The sequence below is a fragment of the Pseudomonas sp. PvP028 genome (assembly GCF_017832255.1).
In the GTDB taxonomy this organism is placed as follows: domain Bacteria; phylum Pseudomonadota; class Gammaproteobacteria; order Pseudomonadales; family Pseudomonadaceae; genus Aquipseudomonas; species Aquipseudomonas syringae.
Genome location: NZ_JAFIBL010000001.1, coordinates 4,793,147 through 4,808,714, shown reverse-complemented (window position 1 = coordinate 4,808,714; position 15,568 = coordinate 4,793,147). Strand labels below are relative to the sequence as shown.

General features: G+C 60.4%; 15 protein-coding genes. 12 read left to right on the top strand and 3 right to left on the bottom strand.

The window, feature by feature from the left end; genetic code table 11:
* Positions 1 to 33 precede the first annotated feature (33 nt).
* Both JOE34_RS20590 and JOE34_RS20585 read left to right on the top strand, forming a co-directional pair.
* Positions 34 to 1,830, top strand: coding sequence for a methyl-accepting chemotaxis protein (locus JOE34_RS20590; protein ID WP_209996549.1), 1,797 nt, complete (start codon positions 34 to 36; stop codon positions 1,828 to 1,830).
* A gap of 178 nt (positions 1,831 to 2,008) precedes the next feature.
* A complete protein-coding gene (locus tag JOE34_RS20585; protein ID WP_024647907.1) occupies positions 2,009 to 2,320 on the top strand; it encodes a DUF6482 family protein in 312 nt (103 codons plus the stop codon).
* A gap of 6 nt (positions 2,321 to 2,326) precedes the next feature.
* On the opposite strand, the gene JOE34_RS20580 is transcribed toward JOE34_RS20585, so the two are convergent.
* The 3 genes from JOE34_RS20580 to JOE34_RS20570 all read right to left on the bottom strand — a co-directional run bounded on the left by JOE34_RS20580 (position 2,327) and on the right by JOE34_RS20570 (position 5,766).
* A complete protein-coding gene (locus JOE34_RS20580) occupies positions 2,327 to 2,728 on the bottom strand; it encodes a RidA family protein (RefSeq protein WP_003423913.1) in 402 nt (133 codons plus the stop codon).
* A 63-nt stretch (positions 2,729 to 2,791) separates the two neighbouring features.
* A complete protein-coding gene (locus JOE34_RS20575; protein WP_209996546.1) occupies positions 2,792 to 4,768 on the bottom strand; it encodes a DNA topoisomerase III in 1,977 nt (658 codons plus the stop codon).
* Between the two features lie 170 nt (positions 4,769 to 4,938).
* Positions 4,939 to 5,766 carry an HDOD domain-containing protein gene (locus JOE34_RS20570; RefSeq protein WP_044311996.1) on the bottom strand — a complete coding sequence of 276 codons (828 nt, stop codon included), beginning with the start codon at positions 5,764 to 5,766 and terminating at the stop codon, positions 4,939 to 4,941.
* A 333-nt stretch (positions 5,767 to 6,099) separates the two neighbouring features.
* Here JOE34_RS20570 and JOE34_RS20565 point away from each other — a divergent pair, with 333 nt between their 5' ends.
* From JOE34_RS20565 to phnK, 10 genes are all read left to right on the top strand, one after another.
* Entirely contained in the window at positions 6,100 to 7,989 is a 1,890-nt protein-coding gene (locus JOE34_RS20565; RefSeq protein ID WP_024960096.1) for a methyl-accepting chemotaxis protein, read from the top strand.
* 227 nt (positions 7,990 to 8,216) lie between these two features.
* Positions 8,217 to 9,050: a phosphonate ABC transporter ATP-binding protein gene (gene phnC / locus JOE34_RS20560; RefSeq protein ID WP_003346938.1), complete on the top strand. Its 834-nt coding sequence runs from the start codon at positions 8,217 to 8,219 to the stop codon at positions 9,048 to 9,050.
* 44 nt (positions 9,051 to 9,094) lie between these two features.
* The gene (gene phnD, locus JOE34_RS20555; protein WP_003423924.1) at positions 9,095 to 10,105 is read left to right on the top strand and encodes a phosphonate ABC transporter substrate-binding protein; all 1,011 of its coding nucleotides are present in this window, start codon (positions 9,095 to 9,097) and stop codon (positions 10,103 to 10,105) included.
* A 28-nt stretch (positions 10,106 to 10,133) separates the two neighbouring features.
* A complete protein-coding gene (gene phnE / locus JOE34_RS20550) occupies positions 10,134 to 10,922 on the top strand; it encodes a phosphonate ABC transporter, permease protein PhnE (RefSeq protein WP_003346933.1) in 789 nt (262 codons plus the stop codon).
* A gap of 36 nt (positions 10,923 to 10,958) precedes the next feature.
* On the top strand, positions 10,959 to 11,678 hold the full coding sequence (gene phnF, locus JOE34_RS20545) for a phosphonate metabolism transcriptional regulator PhnF (protein WP_016567958.1): 720 nt from the start codon (positions 10,959 to 10,961) through the stop codon (positions 11,676 to 11,678).
* Positions 11,679 to 11,692: 14 nt separating this feature from the next.
* Positions 11,693 to 12,157 (top strand): phosphonate C-P lyase system protein PhnG, encoded by a 465-nt coding sequence (phnG, locus tag JOE34_RS20540; RefSeq protein WP_004418042.1) that lies wholly within the window; start codon positions 11,693 to 11,695, stop codon positions 12,155 to 12,157.
* A complete protein-coding gene (gene phnH, locus JOE34_RS20535) occupies positions 12,157 to 12,753 on the top strand; it encodes a phosphonate C-P lyase system protein PhnH (protein WP_209996544.1) in 597 nt (198 codons plus the stop codon). The genes phnG and phnH overlap by 1 nt, the downstream gene beginning before the upstream one ends.
* Positions 12,753 to 13,832, top strand: coding sequence for a carbon-phosphorus lyase complex subunit PhnI (locus tag JOE34_RS20530; protein ID WP_209996541.1), 1,080 nt, complete (start codon positions 12,753 to 12,755; stop codon positions 13,830 to 13,832). Before phnH ends, JOE34_RS20530 begins: the two co-directional genes overlap by 1 nt.
* On the top strand, positions 13,829 to 14,713 hold the full coding sequence (locus JOE34_RS20525) for an alpha-D-ribose 1-methylphosphonate 5-phosphate C-P-lyase PhnJ (RefSeq protein ID WP_004412612.1): 885 nt from the start codon (positions 13,829 to 13,831) through the stop codon (positions 14,711 to 14,713). The genes JOE34_RS20530 and JOE34_RS20525 overlap by 4 nt, the downstream gene beginning before the upstream one ends.
* Entirely contained in the window at positions 14,710 to 15,531 is an 822-nt protein-coding gene (phnK, locus tag JOE34_RS20520; RefSeq protein WP_209996530.1) for a phosphonate C-P lyase system protein PhnK, read from the top strand. Before JOE34_RS20525 ends, phnK begins: the two co-directional genes overlap by 4 nt.
* Positions 15,532 to 15,568: the final 37 nt, after the last annotated feature.

Here is a 15,568-nt window from a genome sequence, read left to right as displayed (position 1 = left end):
ACCGGAATCACCCTTGTACCCAGGAGCAGCAAAATGCAGACGTTAAAGGCTTTGTACGAGTCAGTTGAAAAGCAGTTTTTCAACACGCTGACCAAGAAGCTATCAAGTCTTTTCCTGCTGGTCTTGGTCAGCGCCTTGCTGTATTGGGTGGCGTTGAACATTCGTTCCGACATCATGCTGCAATTGCGCGGCACGCAAACGGACCCTGCCGCGCTGGGCGTGATCCAGAGTCAGCTTGATCTGCTGAGCAATGCGATTCTGTTGAGCACGCTGTTCACGCTGGTCATGGTCAGCTTCATGGTCTGGTATTTCCGCCACCTGATCGTGCGTCCTGTGATGTCCATGACCCGCGCGCTCGAAGAGGTCGCCAGTGGTGAGGGTGATCTGTCGAAGGATCTGCCGTTGCTCACTCATGATGAAATTCGCGGGCTGGCCAGTACCTGCAATCTCTTTCTGGCCAAACAGCGCGAGATCATCAGCAGCATTCAAGGGCTGACTGTACAGATCGCCGTCGAGTCGGCGCGTTCGCTGAAGAACATCAGTGATTCCAGCGACAGCGCAACCGATCAGGCACGCTTCGCCAGAGAAGTGATGGACCAGAGCAACATGGCAGTGGGCAGCATCGAGGACGTCTCGCAACAGACCCAGGGCATTTCCAGCACCACCGCGCAGAACCTGAGCATGGCGCGCGATTCTTATGCCGAATTGCTGGAAGTGACCGGAAACATCAGCCAGATATCCAGCAGCCTCAATGAGTTCGGCGGGCTGGTCTCCGGCTTGAATGAACGTTCATCAAGCATCAAGTCGATTGTCGGTCTTATTCAGCAGATTTCTTCGCAAACCAACCTGCTGGCGCTCAATGCGGCCATCGAAGCGGCACGTGCAGGGGAGAGTGGTCGAGGTTTTGCGGTGGTGGCTGACGAGGTGCGCACGCTGGCGCAAAACGTCAGTAAAGCCACTGATGATATCTCTCGCAACATCGACGCTATGCTTCAGGAAGTCAGCTCCACACACGAACAGACCATCCAGATCAGCCACAGCGCCCGCGAAACCCAGCTGGTGGTAGAGCGTGCGTCCGGCCATTTCGAAAGCATGATCGGCGATTTCGAGTCGACCAACGACAAGCTCGCCGACATCGCTGCGCACATTCAGCAGTTTGCTTCTACCAACACGGGGATCAATGAACGGGTAACGCGGATCTATTCCGATAGCCAGGCCATCGACCAGCGCATGCAGCACTCCGCGACGGCCACCCGGGATCTTTCCAGCGTGGCCGAGCAGGTGCAGGCGCTGTTGGGGCGATTTGTGCTTGGGCATGGCGAACTGGATGCGGCGATCACTCGCGCTAGCCAGTGCCGTGACATTCTGCAAGCACGCCTGGTCGAGCTGCATAAACATGGCGTCAATCTGTTCGATCAGAGTTACAAGCTGATTTCGGGCACAGACCCCAAACAATACACCACCGGTTACACCGAGCGTTTTGCGCAAATCTGCCAGGAAGAATGCGACAAGCTGACCAAGGGCACACGGGGCGGCAAGGTTACATTCATCGTCGACAGCAAGGGCTATTGCCCGGTCAATAACAGCTGGGTATCGCAAAAACCTACCGGCAATCGTGAAGTCGATCTGCCGGTGTGCCGCAACAAACGTATGTTCTCCGACCCGATTGGTCTGCGCGCCGCAGGCAACAAGCAGCGTTTTCTGTTGCAGACTTACCTGCGCGATACCGGCGAGATCATGACCGAAATCGATGTGCCGTTCTTCTTCGAGGGGCGCCACTGGGGCAACTTGCGGATGGGCTTCGACGCAGCGCTGCTATTGGGTAAATAAGCGAGGGCGCGACGTGCGCGCCCGGTGTTCGATGCTGACCCACAGTGACATCGCTCAATGTGTTTCATGCACTGACGGCAGGCGTGTTCAGGCTGGCCTGACCCGAAAGGACTGAACGTTTGCGCCAATAAAAGCTCCATTTTCAAGCGGCGCTGATTTCCAGAACGCCACCGGAGGTGTGACTTTGAACATTCAAGACCTGACCAAGCATGTAAAGGATCAAACGGTTCGTGAACTCGATTTGATCTCCATGGAAGGCGGTTCCTACGTGCTGCACGCAAAGCTCGACGGCAAGTCTGTGCCGGTGGAAGATTCGAGCGGAAAAACCCTGCACGTTGCTTCGGTGGAAGAGGCGCGCAAGGTGCTGTCTTCGGTGTCTGACGTAAAACTGTTCATGACCCAGGCCGTGGCGCATGACGAAATGGTCGGTCTTGACGATGTCCGGGCCCAGTCTTCGCGGCACGAGATACCCTTGCGCTCCAGTCTGTGATGTCGATCAGGTGTTGTTGCGCCTGACCGCAACGCACTTGATTTCGAGCAGCAACCCGGGGTGCGCCAGTTCGGCAACGCCGATGCAGGTCCAGGCACATTGGCCACGCGGGAAAATGCGGTTTTTCACTTCACGAAACACCGCCATGTGCTCGCTCATGGCGACGTGATAAGTGGTCATGTCGACGATATCGTCGAAGGTGCAGCCGCCCTCGGCGAGTACGGTGCGCAGATTTTCCCAGCAGGCGATGAATTGCGCCTCAGGGTTGAGAATGACTTCCATATCCCGCGTACGCCCCACCTGGCCCGCGCAGTACAGGGTATCCCCAACCCTGACCGCAGGCGCATAGCCTGCACGGTCCATGATCGACTGCATGGTGGGCGGAATGATGAGCTCTCGGTCTGACATGTTGTAACACCTGTTTGTAACGCTTGAATGTGCAGTGGCTGATCTGGCTATCGCCGTTCCGGCCTACGCCTTGGCGGCCGGTCTGGCAGCACGCCGTGGCTTTTTCGCCGCAGTGTCCGCTGTGGCGGTGGAGGTCTTGGCGACGCGCTTTGTGGTCTTGCGTTTTTTCTTCCAGGGCGGCGCAACGCCTGCCGGGCTGGCCGGCCCGCTGATGCTCATACGCATGCCGACGCAACGGCTGACCTGTTTGCTCATCCACGCCGCCTGTTTGGCAACGAACTCTTCGAGGCTCATTTCGCCGCTCTGGACCATGTCCAGCGCCTGCTCCCAGATGGCGGTAGTGCCCGGATCGGCGATGGCACGCGGCACGGCGTCGATCAGGCTGAAGGCCGCCGGTGCTGCGCACAGCGATTTGCCCTGCTTGGTCAGGTAGCCACGGTCCAGCAGGCCTTGAATGATCCCGGCGCGGGTGGCTTCGGTGCCGATGCCGGTGGTGTCCTTGAGCTTCTGTTTGAGCAGCGGGTCTTCCACCAGTTTGGCGACGTTCTTCATCGCCTTGATCAGGTCTCCCTCGGTGAACGGTTTCGGCGGCTGGGTCCAGAGGTCCTTGAGGACGACCTCGGCGATTGCACACTCGCAGCCCTGAAACAATGCCGGCAACGGCTGCGGGGCAGGCGCTTCACGACCCTTGGCCGGGGTCAGCGCTTCGGGCATCGCACGCTTCCAGCCCGGCTCGACGATCTGCTTGCCCACCGCACGCAGCGCGTGGCCTGCACAGTCGAAGTCAGCCTGGGTGCGGTCGTATTCATGGTTGGGCAGAAACTGGGCCAGGTAACGCGCCCTGATCAGGGTATACACCGCTCGCGGTTTGCCGGTCAGACGTTCTACGCCACGCACCGCCGCGGTGGGAATGATGCCGTGGTGCGCCGTCACTTTGCTGTCATTCCAGGCCCGTGACCGACGTTGTGGGTCGAGGTGCGGGGAAAGGCCTGCCAGTGCAGGGTCGGCCTTGCACAGCGCTGCGATGATGCCTGCGGCTTCACCGTGCTGACTGTTCGGCAGGTACCCGCAATCGCTGCGCGGGTAGGTGATGACCTTGTGGGTTTCATACAGGGACTGGGCGATGTCGAGGGTTTCCTGCGCGCCGAGCCCGAGCTTCTTCGAACAGATTTCCTGCAGGGTACCCAGGTCGAACGGCAAGGGCGCGGCTTCGCGAATGCGCTCGGTACGCAGCTTGACCAGTCGTGCGCTGGCTGCGGCGTGCATGTCGTGCGCAGCCTGTTGCGCCAGCGCCTGGTTCAGGCAGCGGTCCTGATCGTCGCAGGCGTCCGACGGCGCGCGCCACTGGGCAATGAAGGCCTGATTGTCATGCAGCAGCCTGACGTCAATCGCCCAGTAGGGCGCCGGGACGAAGTTGGCGATGCTGCGATCACGGTCTACCACCAGTCGCAGGGTCGGGGTTTGTACCCGGCCCACTGGCAACACGCCCTGATAACCGGATTGTCGACCCAGCAGGGTGAACAGACGGCTCATGTTCATGCCGATCAGCCAGTCGGCGCGTGATCGGCCCAGTGCCGAGTGATACAGGCTGAACGTGTCGGCACCGGGCTTGAGCGCCGCCAGCGCCTTGCGAATCGAGGCGTCATCCAGTGCCGACAGCCACAAGCGCTGAATCGGCCCGCGATAGCGACAGTGCTCGATCAGTTCGCGGGCGATCATTTCGCCCTCACGGTCGGCATCGGTGGCGATCACCAGTTCCCGGGCTTCACCCAGCAGTCGTTTGACTGCCTTGAACTGGCTGGCAGTTCTGGGCTTGACCAGCATCTTCCATTTTTCCGGAACAATGGGCAGGTCTTCCAGCACCCAGCGTTTGTAACGTGCATCGTAGGCATCGGGCGGGGCGGTTTCCAGCAGGTGGCCGATGCACCAGGTCACCGTCGCATTGGCACCCACCCAGCAGCCGTCGCCACGCCGGGTCGCGCCGAGCGCAGCCGCAATGTCTTTGGCCTGGGAAGGTTTTTCGCAGAGAAACAGCCGCATGACTACCGTCGTCGATTACCGGTGCAAGGGCTGCAAGGATGAACGTTGAATGCGTAGCGGGCAAGTTTTATCTGTATGGATATACAGATAAATGCACTGTGCGGCCTCAGCAATGGACCGCTCGATGTTCTGCCCGCTTGCGCGGTCCAGCCTTTAGAGTTGCCGGTGGCTCAGCTCAACAATTCGGAAAACGCCTTGTCGGCTTCCAGCACCGCTGGCAACCCGGCAAACAGCGCGTCCAGATCGATGCCTTCCATCAGCGGCCCGCCTGACGCTTGCTGCGCCTGAGGTGTCGCGCCGCCGTGGGCTTCCAGCGCGTCTGAAATGGTGATGGCCTGGGCGACGATCCTCGGTAAAGACGCGTCCTTCGGTGCCTTCAGCGGAGTCGCCTGATAGGCGATAGCGTCGCGAATGACCTGGGGCAGATGCCAGCGACTGGCCAGTTCTGCGCCGACTTCCGGGTAGCTGAAACCCAGTTGCAGGGTTTCGCTGGCTGCACGCCCTGGCGTCCCGGCTTTGGCGGCGTTGTTCAGGCGCTCGGCCACATCGGGCGCGCCGGTCTGGATCAGCAACTCACCGATGTTATGCATGACCCCGCAGGTAAAGGCGATTTCAGTGTCGGCACCGGTCTGTTTCGCCAGCATCCGGCAGATCCCTGCCACCTGAAAGCTTTTCAGCCAGAACCCCTTGAGATCAAAACTCGGCCCGGCCTTGAAGGCACCGGTCACTGCCGAGGCCATTACCAGCGTACGCAACGTATTGAAACCCAGGCGCATGGCCGCGTCTTCGATGCTCGAGGATTCCCTCGAACCACGAAAGCGCGCCGAGTTGGCCAAGCGCAATACCTTGGCCGCAATCACCGGGTCTTTTTCTATATTGCGGGCAATGCTTTCCAGGTTGGAAGAGGGATTGTCAAATTGCAGCATCAAGTCCTGAGCCACTTTGGGAATACTCGGGAGGCTATGCAAACCGTCAAAAAGTTGCTCGATACTTGGCATGGCGAAACCATCCTGTGCAGGGCGGGGGATGATTTCAACCATAGCCAGTTTTTCATGTTCTGCACGCTTGAGTGTCGATTATGGGAAGGACATCTCGACCCCCGACGAAAAAAATAATCAAGGACTCGTGGGTCGCGCCGATATGGCGATACAAGCGTCTTTGTAAGGTGTCGATACTCGGACCTGCCTGGTGATTGACGCCGCGGCAGGTGTATCGGCTCCGGTTGCTGAACGGCCTGTGGGTTGTAACGTGAAATAGACGGCACCGTTGTGAAGTTTGATTGGCGATCCAGAGATCGTCCTTATTGGTTTTTTGCCGTGGAAGTATCCGCTATGAAGAGTCTGGGGTTCAGCAAGAAAATCCTTCTTGCCGCTGCATTGATTGTGGTTGTTGCGTTCAGCGTGTTCATTGTCGTCAATGACTATCGCCAGCGTCAGTCACTCAAATCCAGCGTCAAGTCCGAGTTGCAGCAACTGGGTACGCTCACCACGCAGAATATTCAGACCTGGCTGGAAAGCCGTATGCAATTGCTGCAATCGATGTCGCAGCAGATCGCCGCGGATGGCAAGGAACTGCCCCAGTTGCAGCGCGCCATCGGCCTGCCGGCCTACAGCGAAAGTTTTCAGCTGAGCTACTTTGGCAGCACCGAAGGCGTGATGTTCTCGGTGCCGTCCGCCAATCGCCCCGCTGACTACGACCCGCGTGCGCGTGGCTGGTACAAGGCGGCACAGAATGCGCCCGGCACCATTGTGACCGAACCCTACATCGCGGCATCTTCCGGCAAGCTGGTCATGACCATGGCCACACCGGTCAAGTTCCAGAATCAGTTCGTGGGCGTGGCCGGTGCCGATATCGCTCTGGACAACGTCACCAAGATCATCAACTCGCTGAACTTCGATGGCCATGGCTATGCATTTCTGGTCAGTGCCGACGGCAAGATTCTGGTGCACCCGGACAGCAAACTGGTGCTCAAGAACATCAGTGAAGCCTACCCGACCAACACTCCGAAAATTACCACGGGTGTGACCGAAATCGACTCCGGTAAAAAGCCGGAAATCATTTCTTTCACGCCTGTTCAAGGTGTTTCGACGGCCAACTGGTACGTGGCACTGGTACTCGAGCAGGATTCCGCCTACGCCATGTTGGCCGAGTTCCGTGCCTCGGCCATCACGGCCATGGTGGTAGTGGTGGTGGTGATCATCCTGCTGCTGGGTCTGTTGATTCGCGTGTTGATGCAGCCCTTGCATCAGATGGGCCGTGCGATGCGTGATATCGCTGACGGTGAGGGCGATCTGACCAAGCGTCTGGCGATCACTTCGCAGGATGAATTCGGTGAACTGGCCGAGTCGTTCAACCGTTTCGTCGAGCGCATTCACACTTCGATTCGTGAAGTGGCTTCGACTGCCGCACAGCTGGGCGAGGTTGCCACTCGGGTGGTCAAGGTCTCCAACGCGTCCATGAGCAACTCGGACCAGCAGTCCAACCGTACCGAAAGCGTGGCGGCGGCGATCAACGAATTGGGCGCCGCAGCCCAGGAAATCGCCCAGAATGCGGCACGCACCTCGCAGCAGTCGAGCGATGCGAGCGGCCTGGCCAGCGACGGCCAGAACGTCGTGCAGCAGACCATCAAGGCGATGAACGAGCTGTCCGGGAAGATCAGCGAGTCGTGCGTGAACATCGAAAGCCTGAATGGCAAGACCGCCAACATCGGGCAGATTCTCGAAGTGATCACCAGCATTTCCCAGCAGACCAACCTGCTGGCGCTCAACGCGGCCATCGAAGCGGCGCGTGCCGGTGAAGCCGGGCGCGGGTTTGCGGTCGTGGCCGACGAAGTGCGCAACCTGGCGCATCGCACTCAGGATTCTGCCCAGCAAGTGCAGACCATGATTGAAGAGCTGCAGGTCGGCGCTCGCGACGCAGTGACCAACATGACCGAGAGCCAGCGTCAGAGCGAGGACAGCGTCGGCATCGCCAACCTGGCCGGCGAGCGTCTGAGCAGCGTGACCCGCCGTATCGAAGAGATCAACGGCATGAACCAGTCGGTCGCGGCGGCAACCGAGGAGCAGACCTCGGTGGTCGAATCGATCAATGTCGACATCACTCACATCAACACCCTCAACCAGCTGGGCGTCGACAACCTGCGCCAGACCCTGGATGCCTGCAACTCGCTGGAAGAGCAGGCCGCGCGTCTGCAGCAACTGGTGGGCAGCTTCAGGATCTGATCCGGCCATTCTCTGCGCCGCTGCTCATACCTGGGCGGCGCAGGCAGAGCGTCTGGAACCGTATCCCGACGCCCTGCATCGCTGAACGTGTGCGCATCGCAACAACATCTGCGACAAACTGTTATGACCCCGTCATTCGAGCTTCATGAGGCTGCAACAACACAGGTTCAGTTTGGTTGACAACCAAATGCGACCTGTCCCGGGTCGTACACAGACCGAGAAGCCTCATGAACGAAGCCATTCATGTACAAGGCCTGAACAAGACCTTTTCCCATAAAAGCGCGCTCATTGACCTTGCGTTGTCTATACAACCCGGTGAGATGGTCGCGCTGATTGGCGCTTCCGGTTCGGGCAAGTCAACGCTGCTCCGGCATCTCGCCGGCCTGGCGTGCTGCGATCGCAGCAATGGCGGACAGGTTCAGGTGCTGGGGCGCGAGGTTCAGTCCTCGGGTCGCCTGAACGGCCAGGTGCGACGTCTGCGCGCCGACATCGGTTATATCTTTCAGCAATTCAATCTGGTCAATCGCCTCAGCGTGCTGGACAACGTCCTGCTCGGTTGTCTGGGGCGCATGCCACGCTGGCGCGGCAGTCTTGCGCTGTTCAATAACGAGGAAAAACAGCGTGCAATGGCTGCGCTGGAAAGGGTCGGGCTGGCGGACCTTGCCGCGCAACGGGCTTCGACCCTGTCCGGCGGTCAGCAGCAGCGAGTGGCGATAGCCCGGGCCTTGACCCAGCGCGCCGAAGTGATCCTCGCCGACGAACCGATTGCCTCGCTGGACCCGGAATCGGCCCGCCGCGTCATGGAAATCCTCGCCGACATCAACCGCCGCGACGGCAAGACGGTCGTGGTGACCCTGCACCAGGTCGATTATGCCGTGCGCTATTGCCCGCGTGCGGTGGCTCTCAAGTCGGGGCGCATCCATTTTGATGGTCTGGCGCAGGACCTCAGCAAACAGTTTCTCAACGACCTCTACGGTGCAGACGCGGACGCGAGTCTGATGATCACCGAACGAAGCCGGCGTGTGCGGCAAAAAGCCAGCCTGACGCTGGCCAAGGTCTGACGTCCTTTCAACATCCCCCACCTGACATTTTCCGGAGAGCCTGCATGTTCAAGCGTATCGGTCGTCTTCTCGCCTCTGCCGCCTTGCTGACTGCCTGCGCGTTGGGCACGGTCCAGGCCGCAGAAGAAAAAGCCATCAATTTCGGCATCATGTCCACCGAGTCTTCGCAAAACCTGAAAAGTATCTGGCAGCCGTTTCTCGATGACATGAGCCGCAAGACCGGTCTCAAGGTTAACGCCACCTTCGCCTCGGACTACGCCGGCCTGATTCAGGGCATGCGTTTCAACAAGGTGGACGTGGCCTGGCTGGGCAACAAAGCGGCGATGGAAGCGGTGGACCGCTCCAACGGCGAGATCTTTGCCCAGACCTCGGCCGCCAACGGTGACGCGGGCTACTGGAGCCTGCTGATCGTACGTAAGGACAGCCCGATCAATAACGTCGAAGACATGCTCAAGAACGCCAAGAGCCTGACCTTCGGCAACGGTGACCCGAACTCCACTTCGGGCTATCTGGTGCCAGGTTATTACGTGTTTGCGAAAAACCATGTCGATGCGTCCACCGCCTTCAAGCGCACCTTGAACTCCAGTCATGAAGTCAACGCCCTCAGCGTTGCCAAGGGTCAGCTGGACGTTGCGACCTTCAACACCGAAAGCTGGGATCGCCTGGCCGTGACTCAGCCCGACAAGGTCGAGCAACTCAAGGTGATCTGGAAATCGCCGCTGATCCCGGCCGACCCGATTGTCTGGAGCAAGGCGCTGTCGGACCAGGAAAAGGCAAAGATTCGTGAATTCTTCACCAGTTACGGCAATACCGACGAAGAGAAAACCGTGCTGAAGAACATGCAGATGGGCAAGTTTCTCAAGTCCAGCGACGACCAGTTGTTGCCCATTCGCCAACTCGAACTGTTCAAGCAGCGCACCGAAGTGGTGGCCAGCACCACGCTGGACGAGCAGGAGAAAGCCGCCCGTCTCAAGGATATCGATGCCAGCCTGAGCAAGTTGCAGGAGCGCATCACCGAGCTGAACCAGAAAACCGCAGGCAGCTCCGCAGGTTGAGCCAGCCGTTCACGATCAGGAGTTCGTCATGACCACTCATGCTGCCTATACCCAGGTCGCGGGCAAACCCAACGGGTCCCGTTATCTGGGTTGGGGCCTGTTGCTCGCTGCACTCGCCTGGGCCTGGCACGGCGCAGAAATGAACCCGATGGCACTGGTTCGCGACTCGTCGAACATGGCCACATTCGCCGCCGATTTCTTCCCTCCGGACTTCCGTGAGTGGCGCAGTTACCTCAAGGAAATGCTGGTGACTATCCAGATTGCTCTGTGGGGCACGGCGCTGGCGATTGTCTGCTCGATACCGCTGGGCATTCTGTGCGCCGAGAACATCACGCCGTGGTGGATTCATCTGCCGCTGCGGCGCTGCATGGACGCTTTTCGTTCGATCAACGAGATGGTGTTTGCGATGCTGTTCGTGGTCGCCGTCGGGCTGGGGCCGTTCGCCGGGGTGCTGGCGCTGTGGATCAGCACCACCGGGGTCCTCGCCAAATTGTTCGCCGAAGCTGTCGAAGCCATAGAGCCCGGACCGGTCGAAGGGGTGCGCGCCACCGGTGCCAGCGCCTTGCAGGAAGTCATCTACGGGGTCATCCCGCAGGTCATGCCGCTGTGGATCTCCTATGCTCTATACCGGTTCGAATCCAATGTGCGCTCGGCGACGGTGGTCGGGATGGTCGGCGCAGGAGGCATCGGGGTTATCCTCTGGGAAAACATTCGCGCCTTTGCGTTCGTCCAGACCAGCGCCGTGCTGCTGGTGATCATCGTTGTGGTAAGCGTCATCGACATCATGTCGCAGCGCCTGCGCAAGCAATTCATCTGACAGAAGAGGGGTGTTCAATGAACACTTTTTTTAACCATGCAGTTGTCTAGACAAGTTAGCCCGATGTACCACGAGCTCGCCAACATCTTGCGTGAAGAGCTGACTACCTATCAGCCCGGCGATTTCCTGCCCGCCGAATTCCAGCTGGCCGAGCGCTTCAGCGTCAACCGCCACACCATTCGCCGCGCGGTCGATGAACTGGTACGTGAGGGCAGCGTGTTGCGACGTCAGGGCAAAGGCACTCAAGTGCTGGAGCGTCCGCTGATTTATCCGATGCAGGCTGACAGCGCCTACAGCAAATCCTGGTCGGCGCAGGGCCTGGGCGTGGAAGCGATCCTGCTGCGTCGTCAGGAATGTCAGGCCAGCCGTGAAGATGCCCAGCATCTGGGAGTGGACGAGCACGCGCCGCTGATCGAACTGCAGACACTGCGCAAACTGGACGGCCAGGCGGTCAGCCTGATCTTCCACCGCTACAGCGCCCGTTACAGCGATTTGCTGGCCGATTACCGCGGCGGCTCGGTGCGCCAGTACCTGGCTGAGCGCGAGTTGCCGTTGAGCCGTGCGCAGAGCCTGATCGGCGCACGCCTGCCGTCCCGCGAAGAGGCCGCGTGGTTGCTGATGCCCCGACACATGCCGGCGCTGACCGTACTGACGGTTTCCTGTGACCCGGCGGGGCAGCCGGTGGAGCTTTCCCGCTCGGTCAGTCGCGCCGATCGCTTCCAGTATCAAGTGGCGACTCCTTTCAAGACGACCTGACACCGAGGTGTTCCATGCAAGCAACTCCCGAAACAACGGCGCGTCAGCACTGGATGGGCGTACTGGCCCGCGCTCATGCCGATCAGCCGAGCCGCGAGCAGTTGAACCGCCACGAAGCGGCGCTACGCGACACCGATTACCAGATGATCCGCGCCCCGGAAATCGGCATGACCCTGGTGCGCGGCCGTATGGGCGGCACGGGTTCAGCTTTCAACCTCGGCGAAATGAGCGTGACGCGCTGTGTGGTGCGTCTGGCCGACGGGCGCACCGGCTACAGCTATCTGGCTGGACGCGATAAGCGCCACGCTGAACTGGCGGCTCTGGCCGACGCGCATTTGCAGGGCGCGCAGCAGGCCTGGTGGCTGTCCGAGTTGATCGAGCCGCTGGCGCGTGCGCAAGCCGAGCGTCGGGCGCGCAAGGACGCCGAGGCCGCTGCCACCAAAGTCGAATTCTTTACCCTGGTCCGAGGAGAAGACTGATGAATGCCGTCCTTTTGCAACCTGCCTTCACCGATCCGGTACTGGATGCCCAGCGCAGTTTTCGTGTCGCCCTCAAGGCGTTGTCCGGTCCGGGGGTGATTCAGACCCTGCCCAGCGCGCACCAGCCGCCGGCCTTGCAGGGTCTGGACAGTGCAACCCACGCCTTGTGCCTGGCGCTGCTGGACCTGGACACGCCAGTGTGGCTGGCACCGGCATTCGATACCCCGGCGATTCGCGCGAACATTGCCTTTCATTGCGGCAGTCCGATTGTCACTGAGCGGCACGCAGCGCGCTTCGCGTTGCTCGATGCATCGACTGCCCTGCAACTGCACGATTTCGATAACGGCAATGACCGCTACCCGGATCAGTCCTGCACTTTGATGATTCAGCTGCCTGACCTGGAAGGCGGGCGGATGCTTGCCTGGAGCGGTCCGGGCATCGAGCGACACCATTCGGTGGCCCTGCCGCTGGATGAAGGTTTCTGGGCCGCACGTGAAGCACGTAATGCCTTCCCTTGCGGGTTGGATGTGTTCTTTGTTTCGGGCAATCGATTGCTCGGCTTGCCACGCAGTACCCGCGTGCAGGAGTGTGCCTGATGTACGTCGCAGTCAAGGGTGGCGAACAGGCCATCGATAATGCTCACCGCTTGCTGGCCAGCAGGCGTCGTGGCGACACCGACATTGCCGAACTCGACGTCGAGCAGATTCGTCAGCAACTGCCGCTGGCGGTAGCACGGGTCATGAGCGAAGGTTCGCTGTACGACCCGCAACTGGCTGCGCTGGCGATCAAGCAGTCGGCGGGCGACCTGATCGAAGCGATCTTCCTGCTGCGCGCCTACCGCACCACGCTGACGCGCTTTTGCGCCAGCGTGCCCATCGACACCTCGAACATGCAGCTCAACCGTCGCTTGTCGGCCACATTCAAGGACCTCCCTGGCGGTCAATTGCTGGGGCCGACCTTCGACTACACCCATCGCTTGCTGGATTTTACCCTGCTGGCCGAAGGCGAGCACCCGGGCCCTGAAGTCACCCTGCACGCCACGCTTGAGCCCTGTCCGCGAGTGCTCGGATTGCTTGCCAAGGAAGGGCTGATGAAGCCCGAAGTCGACGATGGCGAGCGCGTCGCGGACATCACCCGCGAGCCGCTGGAGTATCCGTCCAGTCGTGCCCAGCGCCTGCAGGCACTGGCGCGTGGTGATGAGGGGTTTCTGCTGGCGCTGGGTTATTCGACCCAGCGCGGTTATGGCCGCAATCACCCGTTCGCCGGGGAAATCCGTATCGGCGAGGTGGAAGTCTGGATCGAACCTGAAGAACTGGGCTTCCCGATTGTGATTGGCGACATCGAAGTCACCGAATGCGAGATGGTCAATCAGTTCGTCGGCTCGGCCAGCGAACCCGCGCAGTTTACCCGGGGTTACGGCCTGGCGTTCGGTAACGCGGAGCGCAAGGCAATGGGTATGGCACTGGTGGACCGTTCGCTGCGCGCCGAGGAATTCAACGAAGAGATCCTCTCACCGGCCCAGCAGGAAGAGTTCGTCCTGGCGCACTGCGACAACGTTGAAGCGGCGGGTTTCGTTTCTCACCTCAAGCTGCCGCATTACGTCGACTTCCAGTCCGAGCTGGAGCTGATCCGCAAGCTGCGCAAGTCTGCACCGAAACCGGGGAGCGACCAATGACTCATGCACCGATCAACACCACACAAAGGCCTGCACGGGATGAGGCCTACAACTTCGCTTATCTGGACGAGCAGACCAAACGCATGATTCGTCGCGCCTTGCTCAAGGCGGTGGCAATCCCCGGTTACCAGGTGCCGTTCGGTGGGCGCGAAATGCCGCTGCCGTATGGTTGGGGCACCGGCGGTATGCAACTGACCGCCGCAATCCTGGGCGCCGATGATGTGCTCAAGGTCATCGACCAGGGCGCTGACGACACCACCAACGCGGTTTCGATCAGGCGTTTCTTTGCCCGTACGGCTGGCATTGCCACAACCGAGCGCACGCCCGAGGCGACGGTCATCCAGACCCGTCACCGAATCCCGGAAACACCGCTGCACGCCGATCAGATCATGGTCTATCAGGTGCCGATTCCCGAGCCGCTGCGTTTCATCGAGCCCTCGGAAACCGAGACCCGGACCATGCACGCGCTGGATGATTACGGCGTCATGCACGTCAAACTCTATGAGGACATCGCCACCTTCGGCCATATCGCCACCAGTTACGCCTACCCGGTGATGGTCGATGAGCGCTATGTGATGGATCCGTCGCCGATTCCCAAATTCGATAACCCCAAGCTGCACATGAGCCCGGCATTGATGCTGTTCGGCGCAGGGCGCGAAAAGCGTCTGTACGCCGTGCCGCCGTATACGCAGGTAGTAAGCCTGGACTTTGAAGATCACCCGTTCGAGGTGCAGCGCTGGGAGCAGTGCTGTGCGATCTGCGGCAGCCATGATTCCTTTCTCGACGAGCTGATTCTCGACGATGCCGGGACGCAGAGCTTTGTCTGTTCCGACACCGATTACTGCGCCCAGCGCGTCAAACAGCAGGAGAACGACCGATGATCAGTGCACGTTCATTGGAGGCGGCGGGCGAGCGCCTTCCCGAGGCTGTGCAGCCGCTGCTCAAGGTGCGCGGCCTGACCCGTCTGTACGGTGTGCAGAAGGGCTGTCAGGACGTCAGTTTCGATCTGTACCCCGGAGAAGTGTTGGGCATCGTTGGCGAGTCCGGCTCGGGGAAATCCACGCTGCTCTCGCTGTTGAGCGGACGTTGCCCGCCGGACCGCGGCAGCATCGACTATCGCAGCAAGGAGGGTGACTGGTTCGACCTGTACAGCGCCAGTGAGGCGCAGCGGCGCACCTTGCTGCGCACCGAGTGGGGCTTTGTCGAACAGAATCCGCGCGATGGCCTGCGCATGGGCGTGTCGGCCGGTGCCAATATCGGCGAGCGTCTGATGGCACAGGGGGTACGCAATTATCAGCAGTTGCGCGGTGCCGCGCTGGACTGGCTGACCCAGGTGGAAATCGATCCGCAGCGCATCGACGACCTGCCGCGGACCTTTTCCGGCGGCATGCAACAGCGCCTGCAAATCGCCCGCAATCTGGTCTCCAGCCCCAGACTGGTGTTCATGGACGAACCCACCGGCGGGCTCGACGTGTCGGTGCAGGCCCGCTTGCTCGATCTGTTGCGCGGGCTGGTGCGCGAACTGGATCTGGCCGTGGTCATCGTCACCCATGATCTGGCGGTCGCGCGGCTGCTGGCTGACCGGCTGATGGTCATGCGTCGCTCGGAAGTGGTCGAAAGCGGCCTGACCGACCAGATTCTCGATGACCCGCAGCACCCGTATTCGCAACTGCTGGTGTCCTCGGTATTGCAGCCATGAGCCGCACTGTCCGAACAGCCTGTACAGAAGAGGTGAG